Here is a 23,755-nt window from a genome sequence, read left to right on the forward strand (position 1 = left end):
AAGAAACCCCGCCAGCGGCAGGGTTTCTTGTTTGTTCGGCGTAGCCGGTGGAATCAGCTGTGCAGTGTTTCGGCTGCGTACAGCGTGTTTTCCAGCAGGCAAGCACGGGTCATCGGGCCAACGCCACCCGGGACTGGAGTGATCCAGCCGGCGCGGGGCAGGGCGGTGTCGTAGATCACGTCACCGACCAGTTTGCCGTCTTCCTGGCGGTTGATGCCGACGTCGATCACGATCGCGCCTTCCTTGATCCACTCACCCTTTACCAGCCCCGGCTTGCCGGCGGCGACCACCACCAGATCGGCGCGACCGACGTGGCCTGCCAGATCCTTGGTGAAGCGGTGGGTGACGGTCACGGTGCAGCCGGCCAACAGTAATTCCATCGCCATCGGGCGGCCAACAATGTTGGAAGCCCCGACAACCACTGCGTCCATTCCGTAGAGATCGACACCGGTGCTTTCCAGCAACGTCATGATGCCTTTAGGCGTGCACGGACGCAGCAGCGGAATACGCTGAGCGAGGCGGCCGACGTTATAAGGGTGGAAACCGTCGACGTCCTTGTCTGGACGAATGCGCTCCAGCAATTTGGAGGCGTCCAGGTGTTCAGGTAAAGGAAGCTGAAGCAGAACGCCATCAATCGCCGGGTCGTCGTTCAGGCGATCGATCAGATCGGTCAGCGCTTCTTGAGTGGTTTCGGAAGGCAGGTCGTAGGCTTGGGAAATGAAGCCGACCTCTTCACAGTCTTTACGCTTGTGCGAGACATAAACCTGAGAGGCAGGATCGCTGCCGACCAGGATCACCGCGAGGCCGGGCGTGCGCAGACCTTGCTGGCGACGCTCGTTGACGCGTTTGGCGATCTGCTGGCGCAGGCTGGCGGCGATCGATTTGCCGTCGATTAGTTGTGCAGTCATTGCGCGTGATTAACCATCGAGAGGGGAAAAAAAGAGAACGCATTCTCGCATGTCATGAGGTGAGGGCAAAGGCGCTTGGTCTGCAAATTCCCCTAACCCCTTTAATTAAATGAATTTTTTTTAAAAAAGAGTTGACGACCTTCAGGGTCACCTATAACATTCGTCGCACTTGTCGGGCACAGCCTAGCACTGGTTAAGAAGGTCGAGCAGAGTTGATGTTTAATTCGGTGAGACTGAAAGCACTTAGTTTGTAATCGTCCAAGAATACAGATTAACAAGGCGCCCGTAGCTCAGCTGGATAGAGCATCCGCCTTCTAAGCGGATGGTCGCAGGTTCGAGTCCTGCCGGGTGCGCCATTAGGCAGCTTTGGCACAAGTAACGCAACATGGCAATATGGTGGGCGTAGCTCAGTTGGTAGAGCACGGGATTGTGACTCCCGTTGTCGAGGGTTCGATCCCCTTCGTCCACCCCATATTTAGAAAGGCGCCAGATTAACAGTCTGGCGCCTTTGCTTTAAAAGCTTGATGCGGATGTGGTGGAATTGGTAGACACACTGGATTTAGGTTCCAGCGCCGCAAGGTGTGAGAGTTCGAGTCTCTCCGTCCGCACCATTACAAACAGCTATTTAATAGCAGAAAACGGCGCAGCACCTGAAAAGGGCTGCGCCGTTTTTGTTTTAGAAGTCTGAATTTTCAAAGCGGCCGCAGGTTCTGGGTCGAGAGGGTGGCTCGGATCGTCGGATTTATGTTTCTCGATGATGCTGGCTCGCCCGTTGGTCCCCTCGTGGGGTCGACTGTCAGGGATGGATTGCCGATGCCTTCTATATATAGAAGGATTGGTGCAGAGCCCTGGCATGATTGGCTGTATTTGCTAACAGGGCGAGGCACAACCGTTTGTCCCCGCCTATAAATTGCCTGCTGCTTTTTTACCCGTTTTCAGTAGGGTGACTTCTTGAGTTTGACCCACTAGAATGCATGCCCTTGATTCTGGGGTCGGAAACGGCCGGCTAACGTCTGTGCAACGAGGAATATCCATGCAAGTTTCTGTTGAAAATACTTCTGCTCTTGAGCGCCGCATGAGCATCACCGTGCCGGCTGAGCGCATCGAGACTCAGGTCAACAAGCGTCTGCAGCAGACTGCCCAAAAGGCCAAGATTGCTGGCTTCCGTCCAGGCAAAGTGCCAATGAGTGAAATCAAGCGCCGTTTCGGTGCTGATGCACGTCAGGAAGCTGTTGGCGACGTGATCCAGTCTTCTTTCTACGAAGCTGTTGTTGAACAAAAGCTGAACCCGGCTGGCGCTCCTTCGATCGAGCCGAAATCGCTGGAAGCTGGCAAAGACCTGGAATACGTCGCGATTTTCGAAGTGTTCCCTGAGTTCACCGTTGCCGGTTTCGAAGGTATCGCGGTTGAGCGCCTGAGCGCTGACGTGGCTGATGCCGATCTGGACAAAATGCTGGAAGTGCTGCGCAAGCAGAACACCCGTTTCGAAGTGGCCGATCGCGCTGCTCAAAACGAAGACCAGCTGAACATCGATTTCGTTGGCAAGGTCGACGGTGAAGTGTTCGCTGGCGGTTCCGCCAAAGGTACTCAGCTGGTTCTGGGTTCCGGCCGCATGATCCCTGGCTTTGAAGGCGGTCTGGTTGGCGCTAAAGCCGGCGAAGAGCGCGTTCTGAACCTGACCTTCCCAGAGGACTATCAGAACCTCGACCTGGCAGGCAAAACTGCTGAGTTCACCGTGACCGTGAACACTGTTTCCGAGCCAAAACTGCCAGAACTGACCGAAGAATTCTTCGCTCAATTCGGCATCAAGGAAACGGGTCTGGAAGGCTTCCGCACCGAAGTTCGCAAGAACATGGAGCGTGAACTGCGTCAGGCGATCAAATCCAAGGTCAAGAATCAGGTAATGGATGGTCTGCTGGCCACCAACCCGATCGAAGTGCCTAAGGCTCTGCTGTCCAACGAAGTTGACCGTCTGCGCGTGCAGGCTGTTCAGCAGTTCGGTGGCAACATCAAGCCTGAGCAACTGCCGGCCGAGCTGTTCGAAGAGCAAGCCAAGCGCCGCGTTGTGCTGGGTCTGATCGTGGCTGAAGTGGTCAAGCAATTCGACCTCAAGCCTGACGAAGCCCGCGTTCGTGAAATGATTCAGGAAATGGCTTCGGCTTACCAGGAGCCTGAGCAGGTTGTGTCTTGGTACTACAAGAACGACCAGCAACTGAACGAAGTTCGTTCTGTTGTGCTGGAAGAACAAGTTGTGGATACTGTTCTGCAGAAAGCTAGCGTGACCGACAAATCGGTCTCTTACGAAGAAGCAGTCAAGCCGGTAGAAGCTCCACAAGCCGACTGATCGTTTTTGCGGTAAGAAGTACACACATAAGCCAGCCTTCGTGCTGGCTTATGCGTATTCAAGACATAACTATTTGGGAGTGACTGCAGAGCATGTTCCGTAATTCGTATATTCAGCAGAACTCTGATATCGAGGCCGCAGGCGGCTTGGTCCCGATGGTTGTCGAGCAGTCTGCTCGTGGCGAGCGCGCCTATGACATCTACTCGCGCCTTCTCAAGGAGCGAGTGATCTTTCTGGTTGGTCCGGTAGAGGACTACATGGCCAACCTGATCTGTGCGCAACTGCTGTTCCTTGAAGCGGAAAACCCGGACAAGGACATCCATCTCTATATCAACTCCCCGGGTGGTTCGGTGACGGCGGGCATGTCGATCTATGACACCATGCAGTTCATCAAGCCAAACGTGTCGACCACCTGTATCGGTCAAGCGTGCAGCATGGGTGCGTTTCTATTGACGGCCGGTGCCGCTGGCAAGCGTTACTGCCTGCCGAACTCACGTGTGATGATTCACCAGCCACTGGGCGGTTTCCAGGGCCAGGCTTCGGATATCGAAATCCATGCCAAGGAAATCCTCTTCATTCGTGAGCGTCTCAACACGCTGATGGCCAAGCATAGCGGGCACACTCTTGAAGAAATCGAGCGCGATACCAACCGCGATAATTTCATGAGTGCAGAAGCAGCGCGTGAATACGGGTTGATCGATGAAGTGATCAGCCAGCGCCCCGCTTAAATTAAGCAGCTCAAAATAAGGTTGGTCGGCGCGTCCGATCACTAGCGGGCTTGAAAAAGCCCGCAATAGCCTTCATCTTGTGTTGCAAGCCTATCGGATTTGGATCGAACGAATGACTGACACCCGCAACGGCGAGGACAACGGCAAGCTGCTCTATTGCTCCTTCTGTGGCAAAAGCCAGCATGAAGTGCGCAAATTGATTGCCGGCCCCTCGGTCTTTATCTGCGACGAGTGCGTCGACCTGTGCAATGACATCATCCGTGAGGAGGTGCAGGAAGCCCAGGCCGAAAGCAGCGCGCATAAATTGCCTTCGCCTAAAGAAATCAGCGGCATCCTTGATCAGTACGTGATTGGTCAGGAGCGTGCGAAAAAGGTCCTGGCCGTAGCGGTGTACAACCACTACAAGCGCCTGAACCAGCGTGACAAAAAGAATGACGATGTCGAACTCGGCAAGAGCAACATCTTGCTGATCGGCCCGACAGGCTCGGGTAAGACCCTGCTTGCCGAAACACTGGCCCGCTTGCTGAACGTTCCGTTCACCATCGCCGACGCAACCACCCTCACCGAGGCAGGTTACGTGGGTGAAGATGTCGAAAACATCATTCAGAAGCTGCTGCAGAAGTGCGATTACGACGTAGAAAAGGCCCAAATGGGCATTGTCTACATCGATGAGATCGACAAGATCTCGCGCAAATCTGACAACCCGTCGATCACCCGGGACGTTTCCGGTGAAGGCGTGCAGCAGGCCCTGCTCAAGTTGATCGAAGGCACGGTCGCTTCCGTTCCGCCACAAGGTGGTCGCAAGCATCCGCAGCAGGAATTCCTTCAGGTCGACACCCGTAACATCCTGTTCATCTGCGGTGGTGCGTTCTCCGGTCTGGAAAAGGTTATTCAAAACCGTTCCACCAAGGGCGGCATCGGTTTCAACGCGGAAGTGCGCAGCAAGGAAGAAGGCAAGAAAGTCGGTGAGTCCCTGCGTGAAGTCGAGCCTGACGATCTGGTCAAGTTCGGTCTGATCCCGGAATTCGTCGGTCGTCTGCCGGTACTTGCCACGCTGGACGAGCTTGATGAAGCTGCGCTGATGCAGATTCTCACCGAGCCGAAAAATGCTCTGACCAAACAGTATGCCAAGCTGTTCGAGATGGAAGGTGTGGACCTGGAATTCCGGGCCGACGCTCTGAAATCGGTCGCCAAACGTGCCCTGGAACGCAAAACCGGTGCCCGTGGACTGCGTTCGATTCTCGAAGGTGTATTGCTCGACACTATGTATGAAATCCCCTCGCAGTCCGAGGTGAGTAAAGTAGTGATCGACGAAAGCGTTATAGAAGGCAAGTCCAAGCCACTGTATATCTACGAAAACAGTGAGCCGGCTGCCAAGGCAGCGCCAGACGCCTAAGCGTCACGCTGTTGGAATAAAGAAGGGGCCTTCGGGCCCCTTTGCTTTTTGCGCGTTTTAACACCTTCTTTAAGCTTGTTTTTTTTGAAGGTAGCCCCCATCTTGGTTTCAAGCTCACTTCCATCTGTTTACGGCCTTATGGCCGCCGTAGAGGCGAAATCATGAAGACAACCATCGAATTGCCTCTCCTGCCATTGCGTGATGTTGTGGTTTATCCGCACATGGTTATCCCGCTGTTCGTGGGGCGCGAGAAATCCATCGAAGCCCTCGAGGCAGCGATGACGGGCGACAAGCAGATCCTTCTGCTGGCTCAGAGAAACCCTGCTGACGACGATCCCGGTGAAGATGCACTTTATCGCGTAGGTACCATTGCTACCGTTCTGCAGCTGCTCAAGCTGCCTGACGGCACGGTCAAGGTTTTGGTCGAAGGTGAGCAGCGGGGCGCCGTTGAGCGTTTCAGCGAAGTGGACGGCCACTGCCGTGCCGAAGTCTCATTGATCGACGAAGTCGACGCGCCAGAGCGCGAGTCGGAAGTATTCGTACGCAGCCTGCTGGCTCAGTTCGAACAATATGTGCAGCTGGGCAAGAAAGTCCCGGCTGAAGTCCTGTCGTCGCTCAACAGCATCGACGAACCAGGCCGCCTGGTCGACACCATGGCCGCACACATGGCCCTGAAGATCGAGCAGAAGCAGGAAATCCTCGAAATCATTGATTTGTCGGCCCGTGTCGAGCACGTTCTGGCGTTGCTGGATGCCGAGATCGACCTGCTGCAAGTCGAAAAACGCATTCGCGGTCGCGTCAAAAAACAAATGGAGCGCAGCCAGCGCGAGTACTACCTGAATGAGCAGATGAAGGCCATTCAGAAAGAGCTCGGCGACAGCGACGAAGGCCATAACGAAATCGAAGAGCTGAAAAAGCGCATCGATGCCGCCGGTCTGCCGAAAGACGCCTTGGCCAAAGCCCAGGGCGAACTGAACAAGTTAAAACAAATGTCGCCAATGTCTGCGGAAGCGACCGTGGTGCGCTCGTATATTGACTGGCTGGTTCAGGTGCCGTGGAAGGCGCAGAGCAAAGTGCGTCTGGACCTGGCGCGCGCTGAAGACATTCTCGATGCAGACCACTATGGTCTGGAAGAAGTCAAAGAGCGGATCCTCGAATACCTCGCCGTGCAGAAGCGAGTGAAGAAAATTCGTGGTCCGGTGTTGTGCCTGGTCGGTCCTCCTGGGGTGGGTAAAACCTCTCTGGCGGAGTCGATTGCTCACGCCACTAACCGCAAATTCGTGCGCATGGCCCTCGGTGGTGTGCGTGATGAAGCGGAAATTCGTGGTCATCGCCGTACTTATATCGGTTCGATGCCAGGAAGATTGATTCAAAAGATGACAAAAGTGGGTGTCCGCAACCCGCTGTTCCTGCTCGATGAAATCGACAAAATGGGCAGCGACATGCGTGGCGATCCGGCGTCGGCGTTGCTGGAAGTGCTCGACCCTGAGCAGAACCACAACTTCAACGATCACTATCTGGAAGTCGACTACGACCTGTCCGATGTGATGTTCCTTTGCACCTCGAACTCCATGAACATTCCACCAGCCTTGCTGGACCGGATGGAAGTGATTCGCCTGCCGGGTTACACCGAAGACGAAAAGATCAACATCGCCGTCAAATACCTTTCGCCAAAGCAGATTACGGCTAACGGCTTGAAAAAAGGCGAGCTGGAATTCGACGCCGAAGCGATCCGTGACATCATCCGCTACTACACCCGCGAAGCCGGTGTACGTGGGCTGGAGCGCCAGATTGCCAAGGTTTGCCGCAAGGCGGTCAAAGAGCATGCAATGGAAAAACGCTTCTCGGTGAAGGTCACTGCCGAGATGCTGGAACACTTCCTGGGCGTGCGCAAATTCCGCTACGGTCTGGCTGAATCGCAGGATCAGATCGGTCAGGTCACCGGGCTGGCGTGGACTCAAGTGGGCGGCGAATTGCTGACCATCGAAGCCGCCGTCGTACCGGGTAAAGGCCAGTTGATCAAGACCGGTTCTTTGGGTGACGTCATGGTCGAATCGATCACGGCGGCCCTGACTGTTGTTCGCAGTCGCGCGAAGAGCCTGGGGATTCCCCTGGACTTCCACGAGAAGCGCGACACGCACATCCACATGCCGGAAGGGGCGACCCCGAAGGACGGCCCTAGCGCCGGTGTGGGCATGTGCACGGCTCTGGTGTCGGCATTGACCGGGATCCCTGTGCGTGCGGACGTTGCGATGACTGGCGAAATTACGCTGCGTGGTCAGGTGCTGGCGATTGGCGGTTTGAAAGAAAAACTGCTCGCTGCTCACCGTGGTGGAATCAAGACGGTGATCATTCCTGAAGAGAACGTACGCGATCTGAAGGAAATTCCTGACAATATCAAGCAAGATCTGCAGATTAAACCGGTTAAATGGATTGACGAGGTCCTGCAAATTGCGCTGCAATACGCGCCGGAGCCCTTGCCAGATGTAGCTCCAGAGATAGTTGCAAAGGATGAAAAACGCGAGTCTGACTCTAAGGAAAGAATTAGCACGCATTAGTACGCATTTGCCTGGGTGGCTTGTTGACAGCTTTTTAGAGCCCTTGTTATAAAGCGGCTCTTAAGTGTCTGTAGGCCATTCAGCACTCGTTTTTGCTTTCACCAAAAAACTTAGAATCATACTCAAAATAGATATAAGGGGACTTAGAGTGAACAAGTCGGAACTGATTGATGCTATCGCTGCATCCGCTGATATCCCGAAAGCTGCTGCTGGCCGTGCGCTGGACGCTGTAATCGAATCCGTCACTGGCGCTCTCAAGGCCGGCGACTCTGTTGTTCTGGTTGGTTTCGGTACTTTCTCCGTAACTGATCGTCCAGCTCGCATTGGTCGTAACCCACAGACCGGTAAGACGCTGGAAATCGCAGCTGCTAAAAAACCAGGTTTCAAAGCCGGTAAAGCACTGAAAGAAGCTGTCAACTAAGTTCGATTCAGGTTTTTGCCTATCCGGGTCGGGGTCATGCCTGACCTGGCAGCGGAGCGGTAGTCCAGTCGGCGAGTCGCCGATCCGAGACACCGAGGCTCGCAAGTTCGAGTCATCGGTCCGCTCCGCCAGTTACGAGAAGGCGCATCCTCGGATGCGCCTTTCTTCTATCCGGATTCTACCCACGCTCCACGGTTGCCTAATTTTGAAGTTCAACCGTTTCTGGGGGACGCATGCTGCAGAATATCAGGGACAATTCACAAGGCTGGATTGCCAAGACCATTATCGGGGTCATCGTTGCACTGATGGCTTTGACCGGTTTCGACGCCATTTTTAAGGCCACTACGCATCGTAATGATGCGGCCAAGGTCAATGGTGAAGAAATCAGCCAGAACGAGCTGAGCCAGGCGGTCGATATGCAACGCCGTCAGCTCATGCAACAGCTGGGCAAGGATTTCGATGCTTCCTTACTCGACGAAAAAATGCTGCGCGAATCGGCCCTCAAAGGCCTGATCGATCGCAAGCTGCTGCTGCAAGGCGCAGAAAACTCGAAGTTCGCTTTTTCCGAAGCTGCTTTGGACCAGGTGATCCTGCAAACGCCTGAATTCCAGGTTGATGGCAAGTTCAGCCCTGAGCGTTTCGACCAGGTTATTCGCCAACTCGGCTACAGCCGCATGCAATTCCGCCAGATGCTGGCTCAGGAAATGCTGATCGGTCAGCTGCGCGCTGGTCTGGCAGGTAGCGGTTTCGTCACCGACGCACAGGTTCTGGCATTCGCCCGTCTGGAAAAACAGACCCGCGATTTCGCTTCCTTGAACGTCAAGGTCGACCCGGCGGCTGTGAAGCTGACCGACGATGAAGTCAAAGCCTACTACGACGAACACGCCAAGGAATTCATGACGCCGGATCAGGTGGTCATTGATTACCTGGAGTTGAAGAAGGCTTCCTTCTTTGATCAGGTCAGCGTCAAGGACGAAGACCTGCAAGCGGCGTATCAGAAAGAAACCGCGAACCTGTCGGAACAACGCCGGGCCGCGCACATTCTGATCGAAGTGAACGACAAGGCGACCGAAGCGCAAGCCAAGGCCAAGATCGAAGAGATCCAGGCACGCCTGGCAAAAGGTGAGAAGTTCGAAGCTCTGGCCAAGGAGTTCTCCCAGGATCCTGGTTCGGCGAACAACGGCGGTGACCTTGGCTATGCCGGTCCTGGTGTCTACGATCCAGCCTTCGAAACAGCGCTGTATGCGTTGGCCAAGGATCAGGTCTCGGCGCCGGTTCGCACCGACTTCGGTTTCCACCTGATCAAGCTGTTGGGTGTCGAAGCGCCTGAAGTGCCGACGCTCGCCAGCCTGAAAGACAAGCTGACCCGTGAGCTGAAAACCCAGCAGGTCGAGCAGCGTTTCGTCGAGGCGACCAAGCAACTGGAAGACTCGTCGTTCGAAGCCTCCGATCTGGCTCAGCCGGCGCAGGACCTGAAGCTCACTGTTCATACGTCCAAACCGTTCGGCCGTGAAGGTGGCGACGGTGTTGCGGCCAACCGTGCCGTGGTCACTGCAGCGTTCAGCCCTGAAGTGCTGGATGAGGGTGCCAACAGCACCGCTATCGAGCTCGATCCGGAAACCGTGATCGTGTTGCGCGCCAAGGAACACCTGAAGCCTGCGCAACTGCCGCTGGAAAGCGTGGCTGCCAGTATTCGCGTGCAATTGGCCAAGGAGCACGCCAGCTCTGCCGCCAAGACCAAGGCTGAAGAGCTGATTGTCAGCCTGCGCGATGGCAAGACTGCGCTGGACAAGGCGATCGACGGTCAGAGCTGGAAAGTGACCCAGGCAGCCACTCGTGGCCAGGAAGGGGTTGACCCAACCGTGCTGCAGGCGCTGTTCCGCATGCCCAAGCCTGTCGCCAAGGACAAGCCGACCTTCAGCAGCGTGACCCTGGCCGATGGTAGCCTGGTGATTGTGCGTCTGAACGGCGTGAACGAAGCTGCTGCGCCTACCGAAGAAGAGAAGGCTCAATACCGTCGATTCCTCGCTTCGCGCATTGGCCAGCAAGACTTTGCGGCCTACCGCAAACAGCTGGAAAGCCAGGCTGAGATCAAACGTTTCTGATGCCTGACTGAGTGTTGCGCTACACAAAGACCCCGGCCGAAAGGCTGGGGTTTTTTATGGGCGAAACAAAAGCAGCGCGGGTTACCCGTCGCCTGAGTGTTTATCGAGCGACTTTTTCCTGTAAATGACAGTCAGTAGACTTGTAACTGTTTTAAGACACTAATCGATACTCCGCTAAGCATCGATCTGTTGCACAATACGCCCCGGACCGTTTTCCTCAGGATGTTCAATGTTTAAATCATTTCCCATGCGTGTTGCAGGGCTGGCGTTGGTGCTGGCCGCCGCGGCCGGCTGCTCGTCGAAGAAAGCCCCGATCTACGAGCATGAGAACTTCGATGACTCCGGAACGTTTTCGCGCAGCTACCCGGTGACGGATGCGCAGACATGCGAAGCCGCCCGTCGGGCGTTGCTCAGTCAGGGCTACATCATCACCAGCTCCGACCCGAAACTGGTCAGCGGACACAAAAGCTTCCAGCAGACCGGCGAGAGCCACATGGAGATCAGCTTCAGTGTGGTCTGTGCCGATGATGGCAGTGAGGGGCTCCACGCGACCATGTTCGCCAACGCCCTGCAGGACCGTTATGCGCTGAAGAAGACCAACAACTCCGCCAGCGTTGGTGTAGGCGTGTTGGGTTCTGTGTCGATGCCGATTGGCTCGTCCGACGACTCGATGGTCAAGGTCGCCAGTGAAACCGTATCGTCGCCCAAGTTCTACGAGCGGTTCTTCACCCTGGTCGAGTTGTTCCTGCCGCCGGAAGCGAAAAAGGCCGCGCATATCAAGGATAAGCCGAAACCCGATCTCGGCGTGCCTGAAGCCAAGCCCGCACCGGCTGCGTTGGCGCCGACCCCGGCACCTGCGGCAGAACCTGCGCCGGCACCTGCCGAAGCTGCTCCAGCAGCCTCTGAGCCGGTTGCGCCGCCGCCTGAAGCCGCTCCGATTGCTCCGGCCGGGAATACCGAGCCGGCATCGACCACGGAAACCGTCACTCCGCCGCCCCAATCAAGCCTGCCTCCACCTACCGAGCCTATTTCGGCCATTCCTGTATCTGGCCAGTAATCGTGCTCTGACGCTGCGGGATCGGGTCAGACGACACCAATCCCGCAGCGGCTTTTAAATTGATCCGCGTCAACCCAGGCCGTTGTCCTACGGCCTCTATCGAAAAAATCCTGTGATAAATTCCTGACGGCCTGCTACGTTTTATTAAGTAGCCGCTGAGCGGCGTACCCGCGTCATTTTTCTTTCACGTGGGCACTTTATGCTCGGGGCGCTGGTCATTTATTCAGGCGTTTTTTTCAACGAGCTGTGGGGGATTCAAAATGGACGATTATCAAGAAGAGCTGCTCGAGTATCAGGCGTTTGAACTGGACCCGCTGGAACCGGCCGAAGACGCTACCGAGCTGTAAGCGTCAAGCGGATTGGCGATGACTGCGGCGAAACTCGCCGGGAGTCTGGCCGCTCCAGCGTTTGAAGGCCCTTTGAAAGGCTTCGGCTGAGGCAAAGCCCAGCAGGTAGGCGATTTCTCCGAACGCCAGTTCGGTATCGCGGATGTAGGTCATGGCCAGGTCGCGACGTGTGTCATTGAGGATCGCGCGAAATTGCGTGCCTTCCTCGGCGAGTTTGCGGCGCAAGGTCCAGGTTGGCAGCTTCAGGCGTGCCGCCACTTCTTCCAGGTCGGGTTCCCGGCCACCATTGAGCAATGGCCCCAGTAACTGAGTGATGCGTTCACGCAGGCTGCGGGTGCGTGTCAGTTGCTCCAGCTCCCGTTCACACAGTTGCAGCAAGTGTCGCCAGGTGCTCGGGCAGTGTTCCGGGTTGCGCTGGGCGAGGCTGGCAAGGCTCAAGCGCAGTTGATTGTGCTCGCCGCCAAACTGGATCGGGCAGTCGCCCAGCACCTCATAAGCCGTGCGGTAATCCGGCTCATCAAACTCGATCTCGATGCGTTCGGCCCGCAACGGGGCAGGGCTGATGCTGGACAATTGCTGCAACCAGCCCGCGATGATCGAATCCACCACGAAGCGGTTGTAGGCGTTGTAAGGGCTGATGGAATAAAACCGCAGCCAGGCGCCTTGGGCGTCTTCGTGAAAGCTCGATTGACCGCGATAGTTGGAGCCATACAAGGCTTCGAAGCGAATCAGGCACCGCGCAGCTTCTCGCACCGTTGGCGCCTGAGCGGCCGTGACCCCGGCCAGGCCGACCTGGCTCAGGCGACTGAGCTGACCCATGCGCAAGCCAAGTGCCGGGTTGTCGGTCAGTTGAATGGCGCTGTGGCCCAGGCGCATGTAGCGCGGGATCGAGAGCCGGGCGCTCGCTTCGCTCAGGCGAGCCGCGTCGAGGCCGTATTGTTCGAGCAACGGCTGAGGGTCTACACCGTGGCTGCGCACGGCGTCGGCCAGGCTATGAACAAAGCCGACCGACAGATCGCCGAGGCGCATCGGCAACGGTTTCATCGGTTACAACCAGAGGTTCAGCAATCGCGCGCCACGGGCATTGCCGTCGGCGAACTGCTGCCCGTTGCTGCTGAGAAAACTTTGACCGGCGCTGCCCTGATCCCAGAACTGACCGCGCAGGAACACGCTCATGCCGGCGATTGCCTGGCTGCTGGGCGGTTGAGCGGTGAGTGTCAGACGATGCCAGGCCTGGCCTTCGCTGAGCTCCCCGGCCTTGAGACTGACGGAGTCAGGCGTCGACAGACCCTTGTAACCGCCCCACGGTTTGTCCCAGGTGCCGCGCCCGATCACAAACGCCGGGACCGCGACGAACTGCGCTCCCTGGTCGTCGAGCTTGCGGTAATTGTCCGGGTACCAGCTGTCGCTGCCGATCAACACGCCCAGGCGTCCGGCCGGGGTGTCGACGACGTTGAGCGTATGCTCGCCGTTGGCGGCGATGACTTCATGTTCATCGAAAATCGGGTGCATCTGGCGCTGGGGTTGGCCGATCGGCAAGCCATCGCGACCGAATACCACGCTGCTGTTGTACAACGCGCCGCGGCCGATTTTCAGGGTGCCGTCGATGATGCTGGGCTCGGGTAGCACGATGGAGCCCGCCACCAACGTCACGTGGAATTCTTTCGCCAGACCACCAAACAGTGACTGGTAGTCCTTGGCCATGCCTTTGGCCTTCATGCGCAGGTGCGCGTCGTCCAGACGTTTGTCGCCCTTGGCGCTGATCAGTGCGCGGACGAACTTCAGTGGGTTACTGACCGCCAGCCAGTTCATGGCTTCCTTGAGCGTGGTCGCCTGGTACAGCTCATCTTTCTCCCCGCTGACCATCAACCAGGTGCCGACATGTTCGGGCAGGACGACGATGGTTTTTTCGTTCAGCAGGCCCTGGTCCTGGGCCTTCTGCAAATAGGCCGCCAGCTTGCGGTGCAGGCGCTCGGGGCTTTGATAGTCGGTGGGAAACAGCTCGGGCTGGATGCCCAGCAAATTGCCGCGATCAGCGGGTGTGCCTTGGTCGACCGCGAGGTTGATGCGCAGGTCCGACAGATAATGACCCACCGGACGGTCCGCGGCCCACATGGCGTAGGTCGTAAGGGCGGCAATCAATGCCATGGAGAAGGTCAGGTACAGAAGTTTGCGCATGGGTAAACAGTCAACGACCGTGTGCAGGATTCGCGACTAGGGTAGGGCGCATGCCGGCACTTGCCAAGGGGCGCTGCACATTTGGATCAATAAGTTGTCAGTTACGGTCATTGAGTGACAGCGGCGCGACTCTTAGTCTGTCCAACATGACTGACGGGGGCCGCAGAGCTCCTGCACTTTTTCCGTGATCGCTCGATGTGGAGTTACCGATGGCCGCCGCTCATTACCCGCACCTGTTGGCCCCGCTGGACCTGGGTTTTACCACGCTGCGCAACCGTACCCTGATGGGTTCGATGCACACCGGTCTTGAGGAAAAGCCCGGCGGTTTCGAGCGCATGGCGGCGTACTTCGCCGAACGTGCCCGTGGCGGCGTTGGCCTGATGGTCACCGGCGGTATTGGCCCGAACGACGAGGGTGGGGTGTACTCCGGCGCGGCCAAACTGACCACCGAGGAAGAAGCGCTCAAACACCGCATCGTCACCCGCGCGGTGCACGAGGCGGGCGGCAAGATCTGCATGCAGATCCTTCACGCCGGGCGTTATGCCTACAGCCCGAAACAGGTCGCGCCGAGCGCCATTCAGGCGCCGATCAACCCGTTCAAGCCTAAAGAGCTGGACGAGGAAGGCATCGAGAAGCAGATCAGCGATTTCGTCACCTGCTCGACCCTGGCGCAACAGGCCGAGTACGACGGCGTCGAAATCATGGGCTCCGAAGGTTATTTCATTAACCAATTCCTCGCCGCCCACACCAACCACCGCACCGACCGTTGGGGTGGAAGCTATGAAAACCGCATGCGCCTGCCGGTGGAAATCGTCCGCCGGGTGCGCGAAGCGGTAGGCCCGAACTTCATTATTATCTTCCGCCTGTCGATGCTCGATCTCGTGGAAGGCGGTAGCAGCTGGGAAGAAATCGTGACGCTGGCCAAGGCCATCGAGCAGGCCGGTGCGACCATCATCAACACCGGCATCGGCTGGCACGAAGCGCGGATCCCGACCATCGCCACCAAAGTGCCGCGCGGCGCGTTCAGCAAGGTCACGGCCAAGCTGCGCGGTTCGGTGAGCATTCCGCTGATCACCACCAACCGTATCAACACCCCGGAAGTGGCCGAGCAGATTCTGGCCGAAGGCGATGCCGACATGGTCTCCATGGCGCGGCCGTTCCTCGCCGACCCGGACTTCGTCAACAAGGCCGCTGAAGGTCGTGCCGATGAAATCAACACCTGCATCGGTTGCAACCAGGCCTGTCTGGACCACACCTTCGGCGGCAAGTTGACCAGTTGCCTGGTGAACCCGCGCGCCTGTCATGAAACCGAACTCAATTACCTGCCGGTGCAGCAGATCAAGAAAATCGCTGTGGTCGGTGCCGGTCCTGCGGGTCTGTCCGCGGCGACCGTGGCCGCCGAGCGTGGCCATCAGGTGACGCTGTTCGATTCGGCCAGCGAAATCGGTGGCCAGTTCAACATCGCCAAGCGTGTGCCGGGCAAGGAAGAGTTCTTCGAAACCCTGCGCTACTTCAACCGCAAACTGCAGACCACCCACGTTGAGGTGTGCCTGAACACCCGCGTCGACGTCGCACAGCTGGTCGAAGGCGGTTACGACGAGATCATTCTCGCCACCGGCATTGCTCCAAGAACCCCGGCGATTCCGGGTGTCGAGAACGCCAAGGTGCTGAGCTACCTGGACGTGATCCTTGAGCGCAAACCGGTGGGCAAACGCGTCGCGGTGATTGGTGCCGGTGGTATCGGATTTGATGTGTCGGAGTTCCTGGTTCACCAGGGCGTGGCCACCAGCCAAAATCGCGAGGCGTTCTGGAAGGAGTGGGGCATCGATACGCATCTGGAAGCGCGCGGCGGTGTCGCCGGCATCAAGGCTGAACCCCATGCACCGGCACGTGAAGTGTTCCTGCTGCAGCGCAAGAAATCCAAGGTCGGCGATGGCCTGGGTAAAACCACCGGCTGGATTCACCGCACCGGTCTGAAAAACAAGCAGGTGCAGATGCTCAACAGCGTTGAGTACCTGAAGATCGACGACGAAGGTTTGCACATCCGCATCGGCGAAACCGGCGAGCCACAAGTGCTGCCGGTGGACAACATCGTGATCTGCGCCGGGCAGGATCCGCTGCGTGAATTGCAGGAGGGGCTGGTGGCGGCCGGGCAGAACGTGCATTTGATTGGCGGCGCGGATGTGGCGGCAGAATTGGATGCCAAGCGGGCGATCAACCAGGGTTCGCGTCTGGCTGCCGAGTTGTAATACGCAGGTCGAGCGCGCCAATGGCCATCGCGAGCAAGCTCGCTCCCACAGTAGATCTTCGGTGCGACATGGATCGAGTGTGGGAGCGAGCTTGCTCGCGATGGCTGACTTTGAGCGACTAGAATGCTGGATCTATCCGAGCACAATCAGGCGCCAATGCTTTCCCCTCCAACCGATTGGCTACCCCAGGCCCTCCTCGAACCCCTTCATCTTGATTGGCTCACCCGATCAAGCATCGAAGTCGCGATCCTGCGCCTCGACCAGATCGACCCACTGATCAGCGGCAACAAGTGGTTCAAACTCGTTGAGCACCTGAAAGCCGCTGACCAGATCGGTGCCAAAGGCATCATCAGTCCGGGCGGTGCCCACTCCAATCATCTGCATGCACTGGCGGCAGCGGGTAAACGTTTCGGTTTTCGCACCGTTGGCCTGCTGCGCGGTCATCCGCAAGAAACGCCAACGGTAAAAGACTTGCAGGCGTTCGGTATGCAGCTGCATTGGCTCGGTTATGGCGGTTATCGAGCGCGGCACGAGCCGGGTTTCTGGCTGCCATGGCAAGCGCAGTATTCGGATCTGCATCCGGTGCCGGAAGGTGGCGGCGGTTTGCAGGGAGCCAAGGGTTGCATACCGCTGAGGACAATGGTCAGCGAGCAACTCAACGGTCTTGGCTGGAGCGACTACCACGGCTGGTGGCTGGCCTGCGGAACGGGCACCACCCTGGCCGGTCTGGTGCTGGCCGAGGCGGGCGAACACCCGGTGTATGGCGCGCTGGCGGTGCCCGACGATCATGGTGTGGCGCAGCAAGTCGAATCAATTGTGCAAGAGGCTGGTTTACACCATCGCGCTTATGAATTGTTCGACGCCAGCCGTGGCGGCTTTGCCAAAGTCGATCCGCTGTTGCTCGAGTTCATTGATCAGACCGAACAGGCCTGCGGCATTCCCCTCGAACCGCTGTACACCGGCAAAGCCCTGTTGGCGCTCAAGCAGCAAGTCGAAGCGGGAAGATTCGAAAAGGGCACGCGCCTGATCTTCATCCATACCGGCGGTTTGCAGGGCCGCCGGGGTTTCCAGTGAGCGGCGGGATTCACCCGCGCTTGGGCATCATCCGCAGCAAGGTGTTATCACCCACTACATAGTGGTGATAAATCCCCGCCACGGCGTGCAGGCCGATCAGCCAGTAACCGATGGTGCCGCCGAGTTCATGCCAGCCCTGGAGTTCTTTGGCGAACTCCTTGTTTTCGGCAATCAGCAACGGCAGATCAATGCCGTAAAACATCACTTGATTGCCCTTGGCGCTGGTCACCAGCCAACCCAGAATCGGCATGGCGATCATGAAAATGTACAGCGCCCAGTGCATCAGCCTGGCCAGCACGGTCTGCCAGTGAGGCGAGGCCGGGAAGATCTGTGGTGCCGGGCCGAGGCTGCGGGCGAACAGCCGCAGCCAGACCAGCACGAACACGGTCAGGCCGAGCATGAAGTGTGATTCGACGATCAGTGTTCGCGCGCCACTGCCTTTGGGAAAGATCCCGCGAAACTCGATAGACGCGTAAACCAGCGCCAGCAGGACCAGCATCAACCAATGCAGCGCGATCGATACGGTGCTGTAGCGTGAGTCAGAGTTCTTCCAGGGCATACGGTGTTCCTCACAGGTCAGGTCGAGCCACCGTTCTTGTTCGACGGTGTGCTTTAACTGTAATCCGCTTTGGTGGATTTGCCTGTGGCTATTTGGGCGTTCAATGCTCTGGATCAAGTGGTTGGCCACAAAAAAGCGCCAGTTCCGTTAAAGAACTGGCGCTTTTTTATGCTGTGGCAGGCGCAATCAGTTGGTTTGCGGCATCTCGCCCTTGGCCAGGCGCTTATTGATATCGGCAATCACTTCCGGCAAATCGGTGATGGTGTCGATCATGTAGTGCGGCCGTGAACCTTCGAACATCCCGTGGATGCGCTTGCGTTCGCTGTCCAGTTGGTCGCTGCCGAGGGCGCGGTAACCTTCGTAGTCCAGGCCCAGCGCGTTACCCGAGCAAATCAGCGCCACGGTCCACATGCCGGCACGACGACCTTCGAGAATGCCCGGCACGGTGTCGTCGATCTTCACGCAGGCTGCGACATCATCGATGCCCAACGCAATCACGTTGGCCAGTGCCTGGGCCGGCCATGGGCGGCCGTTGGGCACTTCGTCGGTGGCGACCACGTGATCGGCGACGTAGCCGTTGGTGGCGGCCAGTTCGACCACCTTGTCCATGACCTGTTTCGGGTAGCCGGAGCAGGAACCGATCTTGATCCCTTGCTGGCGAAGATTGGCGATGGTGTCCAGCGCGCCCGGAATCAGCGCCGAGTGCTCGGCGATTTTCTCGATTTGCAGCGGCATGAAGCGTTTGTAGATGGCGGTGACGTCATCGTCGGTCGGCGTACGGCCGAACACGGCGCGATAACGTTCGGCCACTTGCGGCTGATCGCACAGGGTGCGGATGTGGTCCCACTTGCCCATGCCCATCGGCCCGCGGGCTTCTTCGATGGACACCTGGACGTCGAACTCGGCGAAGGCTTCGACAAAAATCTGAGTTGGCGCGAAAGAGCCGAAGTCGACCACGGTGCCGGCCCAGTCGAGGATGGCGGCTTGCAGCTTGGTTGGGTTGCTGTAGTTCATGGTGATCAAATCCTGTAGGCGGGAAATGGTGATCTCTGTAGGAGCTGTCGAGTGAAACGAGGCTGCGATCTTTTGACGTTGCCTTTGTAAAAACAGGATCACAAGATCGCAGCCTCGTTTCACTCGACAGCTCCTACAGATCGTGGTGAGTCAGATATCGAGGACTTCCATCTCGCGCAGCACTTCGGCGATCGCCGCCACGGCCGCGTGCATCTCGTCCTGGTTGACGTGGCCAATGCAGCCGACGCGGAAGGTTTCGACCTGGGTCAATTTGCCGGGGTAGAGGATGAAACCCTTGGCCTTGACGCGTTCGTAGAATTCCTTGAACTGGTAGCGCGGATCTTTCGGTGCATGAAAGGTGACGATGATCGGCGCCTGAATCTCGGCGGGCAGGAAGCTGCGCAGCCCCAGTTTGGCCATGTCATCGAGCAGCACTTTGCAGTTGTTGGCATAGCGCTGATGCCGGGCGGGCAAGCCACCTTCTTCGTTGTATTGCAGCAGGGCTTCGTGCAGCGCGGCGACCACGTGGGTCGGCGGGGTGAAGCGCCACTGGCCGGTCTTGGCCATGTAGGTGTGCTGGTCGAAAAGGTCCATCGCCAGCGAGTGCGAGTTACCGGCGGCATTGGCCAGCGCTTCTTTGCGAGCGAAGACAAAGCCCATTCCCGGCACGCCTTCCAGGCATTTACCCGAGGCGGCGATCAGCGCGTCGAACGGTACCTGTTGCGCGTCAATCGGCAGCGCGCCGAAGGAGCTCATGGCGTCGATGATCAGGCGTTTGCCGTGTTGCGCGATGACGTGGGCGATTTCCGGCAGCGGATTGAGGATCCCGGTGCTGGTTTCGCAGTGAATCAGCGCGATGTGGGTGATGCTGGCGTCGGCGCGCAGCAGGCGGTCGACGTCGGCGGCGGTGGTCGGCTCGTCTTCGGCGGTTTCAAAGGTACTGAAGGAGCGGCCGAGCACTTCGCAGATCTTCGCCAGGCGTTTGCCATAGGCGCCGTTGATCAGCACCAGGACTTTGCCGTCGCGAGGTACCAGTGTGCCGATCGCCGCTTCGACCGCGAAGGTTCCGCTGCCTTGCAGGGGCACGCAGTGGTGGCTGTCGCCGCCGTTGATGATCGCCAGCAGTTGTTCGCACAGGCTGGCGGTCAGTTGATTGAAGCGGTCATCCCATGAACCCCAGTCGACCATCATCGCCTGACGGGTGCGGGCCGATGTGGTCAGTGGGCCGGGGGTGAGCAGGATGGGTTCGGCAGTACTCATTCTCGTGTCCTCGCAATCGATGGGATGAAGCTACGGGGCTTAAATTGCAATTTGCCGTGCTATCAATCAAATTGTTTGTTGTTATGCCAGCCATCAGTGAGGGTTATTCATGAACCTGTTCCAGCTCCGCGCATTCGACGCGGTGGCCCGCGAGGGCAGCTTCACCCGGGCCGCCGCGCGACTGTTCATCAGCCAACCGGCGGTCACCGGGCACATCAAGGCGCTGGAGGAGCATTACCAGATCACCCTGTTGCGGCGCACCGCACGAAGGGTGGAGCTGACGGAGGAGGGCACCAAACTGGCTGCGATCACCCGGGCGATGTTCGGTCTGGCCGAAGAGGCGCAGGTGATGCTCGAGGCCAACCGGCAGTTGCTGACCGGGCGTCTGGAGGTTGCGGCGGACGGGCCGCACATGGTCATGCCGATGCTCGCCAGCCTGCGCGCGCGGTATCCCGGCATTACCGTGAACCTGCGGCTGGGCAATGCTCAGGAAACCTTGGCGGCGTTGTTGTCGGAGCATGCCGACGTGGCGGTGCTGACCGAGGTCGAACCGCGCAAGGGGCTGCATTTGCAAGACTTAAGCGAATCACGGATTTGTGCGCTGGTGCCCGACGGTCATCCCTGGGCGCAGATGTCCAAGGGCGTGCCGCTCAAGGCGCTGGATCAGGTGATCATGGTGTTGCGCGAGCCAAGTTCGATCACCCGGCGCACCTTCGACGAGGCGTGCGCGGCGGCGTTGGTCAGTCCACGGGTGTTGCTGGAGCTGGACAGTCGCGAGGCGGTGACCGAAGCCGTCGCCGCAGAGTTGGGGGTTGGCGTGGTGTCGTCGGTGGAAGTTAGTCACGACCCGCGGGTGGCGGCGGTGCCGATACTTGGCGAAGGGTTGGTCAATCGGCACATGATTGGCTGCATGGAGCGGCGACGGGATTTGCGCTTGATACAGGCGTTTTTCGATTTGGCGCCATCCAGTTGAACCGCGGCGCGGCCTTCGCGAGCAAGCCCGCTCCCACATTTGACCGAGTTCTTCCTGGAGAAATGCGATCAAATGTGGGAGCGGGCTTGCTCGCGAAGGGGACGGACCTGCCTACACCAGACTCTCGCGAACCATCTCCAGAAACGTCGCCACCACCCGCCGCGAACTCTGCTCGCGCAAGCACACCAGCGTTTCCGTCAGCCGTCGTTTGCAGTCGGTAATCGGCAACGCGCACACCCGCGAATCTGCACCGAACTCGGCGGCCGACACCACACCAACGCCAATCCCCACGACCACCGCTTCACGCGCCGCTTCCCGACCTTCAACCTGAATCGCTGGCCGAATGCGAAAGCCTGCCTGGGCCATTTCTTCTTCCAGCGTTTGCCGCGTCACCGAGCCGATTTCCCGCAACACCAACGGCGTGTCATCCAGATCCGCGAGGCAAATCGACTCACGGTCGGCCCACGGATGATTGCGCGAAACGAACGCCACCATCGGGTCGTTGCGTAGCGGCAGCGAGATCAGACGTTCGTCACTCACCTCCCGGCCAAGCAACGCCAGGTCGGCCTGGTAGTTGAACAGCCGAAACAGCGATTCATCGGTGTTGCCGGTTTCGATCTTCACGCTGATGCCGGGGTAGCGCTCGCAGAACCGCGCGATCTGCGGCAACACGTGCACTGGCGCATCCACCGCGAGAATCAGGCTACCGGTCTGCAAGGCCCTGGAGTCATGCAAGAGCTCCTGCGCCTCGGCCTCGATAACGAACAATCGCTGGGTAATGCTCAGCAAGCGCTCGCCCAGATCGGTCAGGCGTACCGAGCGTTTGTTGCGGTGGAACAGCAGCACACCGAAACGCTCTTCGAGTTTGCGCACTTGGTCGGAAATCGCCGGTTGCGTGAGGAATAGCCGCTCGGCGGCTTTGGTAAAGCTTCCGTGCACGGCCACGGCGTGGAAGGCTTTGAGCTGGGCGTGGGAAACCGACATCGAAACCTCCAGTAACAAGCTGAGCTTATATTGGAAATACGATAAATCGATTTCACTTATTAATCAGTAATTGTTTTTATCCACCTCAGCCCCGGTGACTGGTCAGTCGAACAGTGTCGGCGGCCATGAGCCTGTGCGTGCAACAGCAGGACTCATCTGACCGATATCGCCTCAGGGAAGCTGCGATATCGAAGTGCTCAACAATAAAAAAACAGGCGTTATTTCTCAATTTCTGCCGGCACACTCACACCCTGAGGTCAGAACCACCATGAACAAGCACATCGGCACTATCAAGCGTTGGCGCGTGCAGATCTTCGCGATCACCTGGCTCGCTTACGCCGCTTTCTACTTCACCCGCAAAGCTTTTTCCGTGGCAAAACTGGGGATCGCCGAAGACCCCACCTTCATGCTCGACAAAATGGCCATGGCCAACCTCGACGCCATCTACCTCACGGCTTACGCCATCGGGCAATTCACCTGGGGCATCCTGGCCGACCGCTTTGGCCCAAGGGTCGTAGTGTTAGGCGGGTTGCTGATTTCAGCGGCGGCAGCCTTGGTGATGGGCAGTTTCGCGACGTTACCAATCTTCGCTACCTGCATGCTGATTCAAGGGTTTGCCCAGTCCACCGGCTGGTCCGGGCTGTGCAAGAACCTCGGCAGTTTCTTTCCCGCCGAACAGCGCGGGCGGGTGCTGGGGTTGTGGAGTTCCTGCTACGCCTTTGGTGGGTTGGTGGCTTCGCCGTTTGCTGGCTGGTGGGCGTATACGCTGATCGGCACTTGGCATGCGGCGTTCTTTTCCAGTGCGGCGGTGGTTGGGCTGGTCGCCGTGCTGTTTTTTATTTTTCAACGCAACAAACCGGAAGATGTTGGCTTGCCGGCGGTGGAACCGGAACCGCAACTGACGGCGCAAGAGGCCGACGCGCAAAGCAAGATCAGCATGCTGGAACCGTTAAAAGAAATTCTGCGCAACCGCACCGTGCTGGTGCTGGGTCTGGCGTACTTTCTGCTGAAACCGGCGCGCTACGCGATTCTGCTCTGGGGGCCGGTAATCGTCTTCGAGCAGATGCCCTCAGTGGGCAAGGTCGGCGCGGCAATCATTCCGACTGCGTTTGAACTGGCCGGGTTGCTCGGGCCGATTCTGCTGGGCCTGGCTTCGGACAAAGTGTTCGGCGCCCGACGCATGCCGGCGTGTGTGCTCAGCCTGTTGGCGCTGACCGTGACCCTGGCCTTGTTCATGGGTGCCCTGCATACCGGCAGCGTGATGCTGGTGGTGGCGCTGCTGTTCGTCATGGGCCTGACCCTGTACGGACCGGACTCGATGATCAGCGGCGCGGCCGCGATCGATTTCGGTACCGCCAAGGCGGGCGCCACAGCGGCCGGCTTCGTCAACGGTTGCGGCTCGGTCGGGGCGATTCTCGGCGGCTTGCTGCCGGGCTACTTCGACTCGGTCACCGTGTTCATCGTCTTCGCCGGCTGCGCGTTGTTTTCGGCCCTGGTGCTGATCCCGCACTGGAACAGCCGCCCGGCTGGCCTGCGTGCCGAAAGCGTTTTCGTGCCTAACCAACCGATCACCGTAAAACCTCTGCGTACTTAAGGATTG

At 58.3% G+C, this 23,755-nt stretch carries 18 protein-coding genes and 3 tRNA genes; 14 read left to right on the plus strand and 7 right to left on the minus strand.

The genetic code is table 11. The annotated features are described in order from the left end of the window. Nucleotides 1–53: 53 nt before the first annotated feature. Nucleotides 54–908 carry a bifunctional methylenetetrahydrofolate dehydrogenase/methenyltetrahydrofolate cyclohydrolase FolD gene (gene folD / locus ASC74_RS06470; protein ID WP_008148421.1) on the minus strand — a complete coding sequence of 285 codons (855 nt, stop codon included), beginning with the start codon at nucleotides 906–908 and terminating at the stop codon, nucleotides 54–56. A gap of 279 nt (nucleotides 909–1,187) precedes the next feature. Between folD and ASC74_RS06475 the strand changes: the two genes are divergently transcribed. The 10 genes from ASC74_RS06475 (at nucleotide 1,188) to ASC74_RS06520 (ending at nucleotide 11,517) form a co-directional block, all read left to right on the plus strand. Then, nucleotides 1,188–1,264 (plus strand) — tRNA-Arg (locus ASC74_RS06475). 40 nt (nucleotides 1,265–1,304) lie between these two features. Continuing rightward, nucleotides 1,305–1,380: transfer RNA gene (locus ASC74_RS06480), tRNA-His, on the plus strand. A gap of 54 nt (nucleotides 1,381–1,434) precedes the next feature. Then, nucleotides 1,435–1,519 (plus strand) — tRNA-Leu (locus ASC74_RS06485). A 422-nt stretch (nucleotides 1,520–1,941) separates the two neighbouring features. Further along, on the plus strand, nucleotides 1,942–3,252 hold the full coding sequence (gene tig / locus ASC74_RS06490; RefSeq protein WP_056740239.1) for a trigger factor: 1,311 nt from the start codon (nucleotides 1,942–1,944) through the stop codon (nucleotides 3,250–3,252). Nucleotides 3,253–3,344: 92 nt separating this feature from the next. Beyond that, nucleotides 3,345–3,980 (plus strand): ATP-dependent Clp endopeptidase proteolytic subunit ClpP, encoded by a 636-nt coding sequence (clpP, locus tag ASC74_RS06495; RefSeq protein WP_056740241.1) that lies wholly within the window; start codon nucleotides 3,345–3,347, stop codon nucleotides 3,978–3,980. Between the two features lie 112 nt (nucleotides 3,981–4,092). Continuing rightward, nucleotides 4,093–5,376, plus strand: a complete 1,284-nt coding sequence (gene clpX, locus ASC74_RS06500; protein WP_007946893.1) for an ATP-dependent Clp protease ATP-binding subunit ClpX — start codon at nucleotides 4,093–4,095, stop codon at nucleotides 5,374–5,376. A gap of 161 nt (nucleotides 5,377–5,537) precedes the next feature. Then, a complete protein-coding gene (lon, locus tag ASC74_RS06505; RefSeq protein WP_027926069.1) occupies nucleotides 5,538–7,934 on the plus strand; it encodes an endopeptidase La in 2,397 nt (798 codons plus the stop codon). 148 nt (nucleotides 7,935–8,082) lie between these two features. Continuing rightward, a complete protein-coding gene (locus tag ASC74_RS06510; protein ID WP_002552737.1) occupies nucleotides 8,083–8,355 on the plus strand; it encodes an HU family DNA-binding protein in 273 nt (90 codons plus the stop codon). A 233-nt stretch (nucleotides 8,356–8,588) separates the two neighbouring features. Beyond that, nucleotides 8,589–10,460 (plus strand): SurA N-terminal domain-containing protein, encoded by a 1,872-nt coding sequence (locus ASC74_RS06515; protein WP_056740243.1) that lies wholly within the window; start codon nucleotides 8,589–8,591, stop codon nucleotides 10,458–10,460. 229 nt (nucleotides 10,461–10,689) lie between these two features. Further along, the gene (locus ASC74_RS06520) at nucleotides 10,690–11,517 is read left to right on the plus strand and encodes a DUF2242 domain-containing protein (protein WP_056740245.1); all 828 of its coding nucleotides are present in this window, start codon (nucleotides 10,690–10,692) and stop codon (nucleotides 11,515–11,517) included. Between the two features lie 350 nt (nucleotides 11,518–11,867). Here ASC74_RS06520 and ASC74_RS06525 read toward each other — a convergent pair whose 3' ends face one another. Together ASC74_RS06525 and ASC74_RS06530 are read right to left on the minus strand one after the other, a co-directional pair. Further along, entirely contained in the window at nucleotides 11,868–12,908 is a 1,041-nt protein-coding gene (locus ASC74_RS06525; protein WP_056740246.1) for an AraC family transcriptional regulator, read from the minus strand. Between the two features lie 3 nt (nucleotides 12,909–12,911). Continuing rightward, on the minus strand, nucleotides 12,912–14,042 hold the full coding sequence (locus ASC74_RS06530; RefSeq protein WP_056740248.1) for a carbon-nitrogen hydrolase family protein: 1,131 nt from the start codon (nucleotides 14,040–14,042) through the stop codon (nucleotides 12,912–12,914). A gap of 209 nt (nucleotides 14,043–14,251) precedes the next feature. On the opposite strand from ASC74_RS06530, the gene ASC74_RS06535 reads away from it, so the two are divergent. Beyond that, complete coding sequence (locus ASC74_RS06535) at nucleotides 14,252–16,291, plus strand: oxidoreductase (protein ID WP_056740250.1); 2,040 nt, start codon at nucleotides 14,252–14,254, stop codon at nucleotides 16,289–16,291. Nucleotides 16,292–16,447: 156 nt separating this feature from the next. Next, on the plus strand, nucleotides 16,448–17,365 hold the full coding sequence (locus ASC74_RS06540; protein ID WP_056740455.1) for a 1-aminocyclopropane-1-carboxylate deaminase/D-cysteine desulfhydrase: 918 nt from the start codon (nucleotides 16,448–16,450) through the stop codon (nucleotides 17,363–17,365). Between the two features lie 10 nt (nucleotides 17,366–17,375). Here ASC74_RS06540 and ASC74_RS06545 read toward each other — a convergent pair whose 3' ends face one another. The 3 genes from ASC74_RS06545 to ASC74_RS06555 all read right to left on the minus strand — a co-directional run bounded on the left by ASC74_RS06545 (nucleotide 17,376) and on the right by ASC74_RS06555 (nucleotide 20,198). Beyond that, nucleotides 17,376–17,924 carry a cytochrome b gene (locus ASC74_RS06545; protein WP_056740251.1) on the minus strand — a complete coding sequence of 183 codons (549 nt, stop codon included), beginning with the start codon at nucleotides 17,922–17,924 and terminating at the stop codon, nucleotides 17,376–17,378. Nucleotides 17,925–18,110: 186 nt separating this feature from the next. Then, the gene (gene phnX / locus ASC74_RS06550) at nucleotides 18,111–18,938 is read right to left on the minus strand and encodes a phosphonoacetaldehyde hydrolase (protein ID WP_056740253.1); all 828 of its coding nucleotides are present in this window, start codon (nucleotides 18,936–18,938) and stop codon (nucleotides 18,111–18,113) included. A 150-nt stretch (nucleotides 18,939–19,088) separates the two neighbouring features. After that, the gene (locus ASC74_RS06555; protein ID WP_056740255.1) at nucleotides 19,089–20,198 is read right to left on the minus strand and encodes a 2-aminoethylphosphonate--pyruvate transaminase; all 1,110 of its coding nucleotides are present in this window, start codon (nucleotides 20,196–20,198) and stop codon (nucleotides 19,089–19,091) included. Nucleotides 20,199–20,307: 109 nt separating this feature from the next. Here ASC74_RS06555 and ASC74_RS06560 point away from each other — a divergent pair, with 109 nt between their 5' ends. After that, nucleotides 20,308–21,171: a LysR substrate-binding domain-containing protein gene (locus ASC74_RS06560; RefSeq protein ID WP_056740257.1), complete on the plus strand. Its 864-nt coding sequence runs from the start codon at nucleotides 20,308–20,310 to the stop codon at nucleotides 21,169–21,171. A gap of 111 nt (nucleotides 21,172–21,282) precedes the next feature. Here the strand turns inward: ASC74_RS06560 and ASC74_RS06565 are convergent, their stop codons facing one another. Then, nucleotides 21,283–22,155 (minus strand): LysR family transcriptional regulator, encoded by an 873-nt coding sequence (locus ASC74_RS06565; protein ID WP_056740259.1) that lies wholly within the window; start codon nucleotides 22,153–22,155, stop codon nucleotides 21,283–21,285. Between the two features lie 268 nt (nucleotides 22,156–22,423). On the opposite strand from ASC74_RS06565, the gene ASC74_RS06570 reads away from it, so the two are divergent. Then, nucleotides 22,424–23,749, plus strand: a complete 1,326-nt coding sequence (locus ASC74_RS06570) for an MFS transporter (protein ID WP_056740261.1) — start codon at nucleotides 22,424–22,426, stop codon at nucleotides 23,747–23,749. Nucleotides 23,750–23,755 lie beyond the last annotated feature (6 nt).

This window comes from Pseudomonas sp. Root329 (assembly GCF_001424925.1).
GTDB classification, from domain to species: Bacteria; Pseudomonadota; Gammaproteobacteria; order Pseudomonadales; family Pseudomonadaceae; genus Aquipseudomonas; species Aquipseudomonas arabinosi.

Bases quoted from the DNA above. Each gene is read 5' to 3' on its own strand.
- folD (WP_008148421.1), bottom strand. From the start codon at position 908: ATGACTGCACAACTAATCGACGGCAAATCGATCGCCGCCAGCCTGCGC.
- tig (WP_056740239.1), top strand. From the start codon at position 1,942: ATGCAAGTTTCTGTTGAAAATACTTCTGCTCTTGAGCGCCGCATGAGC.
- clpP (WP_056740241.1), top strand. From the start codon at position 3,345: ATGTTCCGTAATTCGTATATTCAGCAGAACTCTGATATCGAGGCCGCA.
- clpX (WP_007946893.1), top strand. From the start codon at position 4,093: ATGACTGACACCCGCAACGGCGAGGACAACGGCAAGCTGCTCTATTGC.
- lon (WP_027926069.1), top strand. From the start codon at position 5,538: ATGAAGACAACCATCGAATTGCCTCTCCTGCCATTGCGTGATGTTGTG.
- ASC74_RS06515 (WP_056740243.1), top strand. From the start codon at position 8,589: ATGCTGCAGAATATCAGGGACAATTCACAAGGCTGGATTGCCAAGACC.
- ASC74_RS06520 (WP_056740245.1), top strand. From the start codon at position 10,690: ATGTTTAAATCATTTCCCATGCGTGTTGCAGGGCTGGCGTTGGTGCTG.
- ASC74_RS06525 (WP_056740246.1), bottom strand. From the start codon at position 12,908: ATGAAACCGTTGCCGATGCGCCTCGGCGATCTGTCGGTCGGCTTTGTT.
- ASC74_RS06530 (WP_056740248.1), bottom strand. From the start codon at position 14,042: ATGCGCAAACTTCTGTACCTGACCTTCTCCATGGCATTGATTGCCGCC.
- ASC74_RS06535 (WP_056740250.1), top strand. From the start codon at position 14,252: ATGGCCGCCGCTCATTACCCGCACCTGTTGGCCCCGCTGGACCTGGGT.
- ASC74_RS06540 (WP_056740455.1), top strand. From the start codon at position 16,448: ATGCTTTCCCCTCCAACCGATTGGCTACCCCAGGCCCTCCTCGAACCC.
- ASC74_RS06545 (WP_056740251.1), bottom strand. From the start codon at position 17,924: ATGCCCTGGAAGAACTCTGACTCACGCTACAGCACCGTATCGATCGCG.
- phnX (WP_056740253.1), bottom strand. From the start codon at position 18,938: ATGAACTACAGCAACCCAACCAAGCTGCAAGCCGCCATCCTCGACTGG.
- ASC74_RS06555 (WP_056740255.1), bottom strand. From the start codon at position 20,198: ATGAGTACTGCCGAACCCATCCTGCTCACCCCCGGCCCACTGACCACA.
- ASC74_RS06560 (WP_056740257.1), top strand. From the start codon at position 20,308: ATGAACCTGTTCCAGCTCCGCGCATTCGACGCGGTGGCCCGCGAGGGC.
- ASC74_RS06565 (WP_056740259.1), bottom strand. From the start codon at position 22,155: ATGTCGGTTTCCCACGCCCAGCTCAAAGCCTTCCACGCCGTGGCCGTG.
- ASC74_RS06570 (WP_056740261.1), top strand. From the start codon at position 22,424: ATGAACAAGCACATCGGCACTATCAAGCGTTGGCGCGTGCAGATCTTC.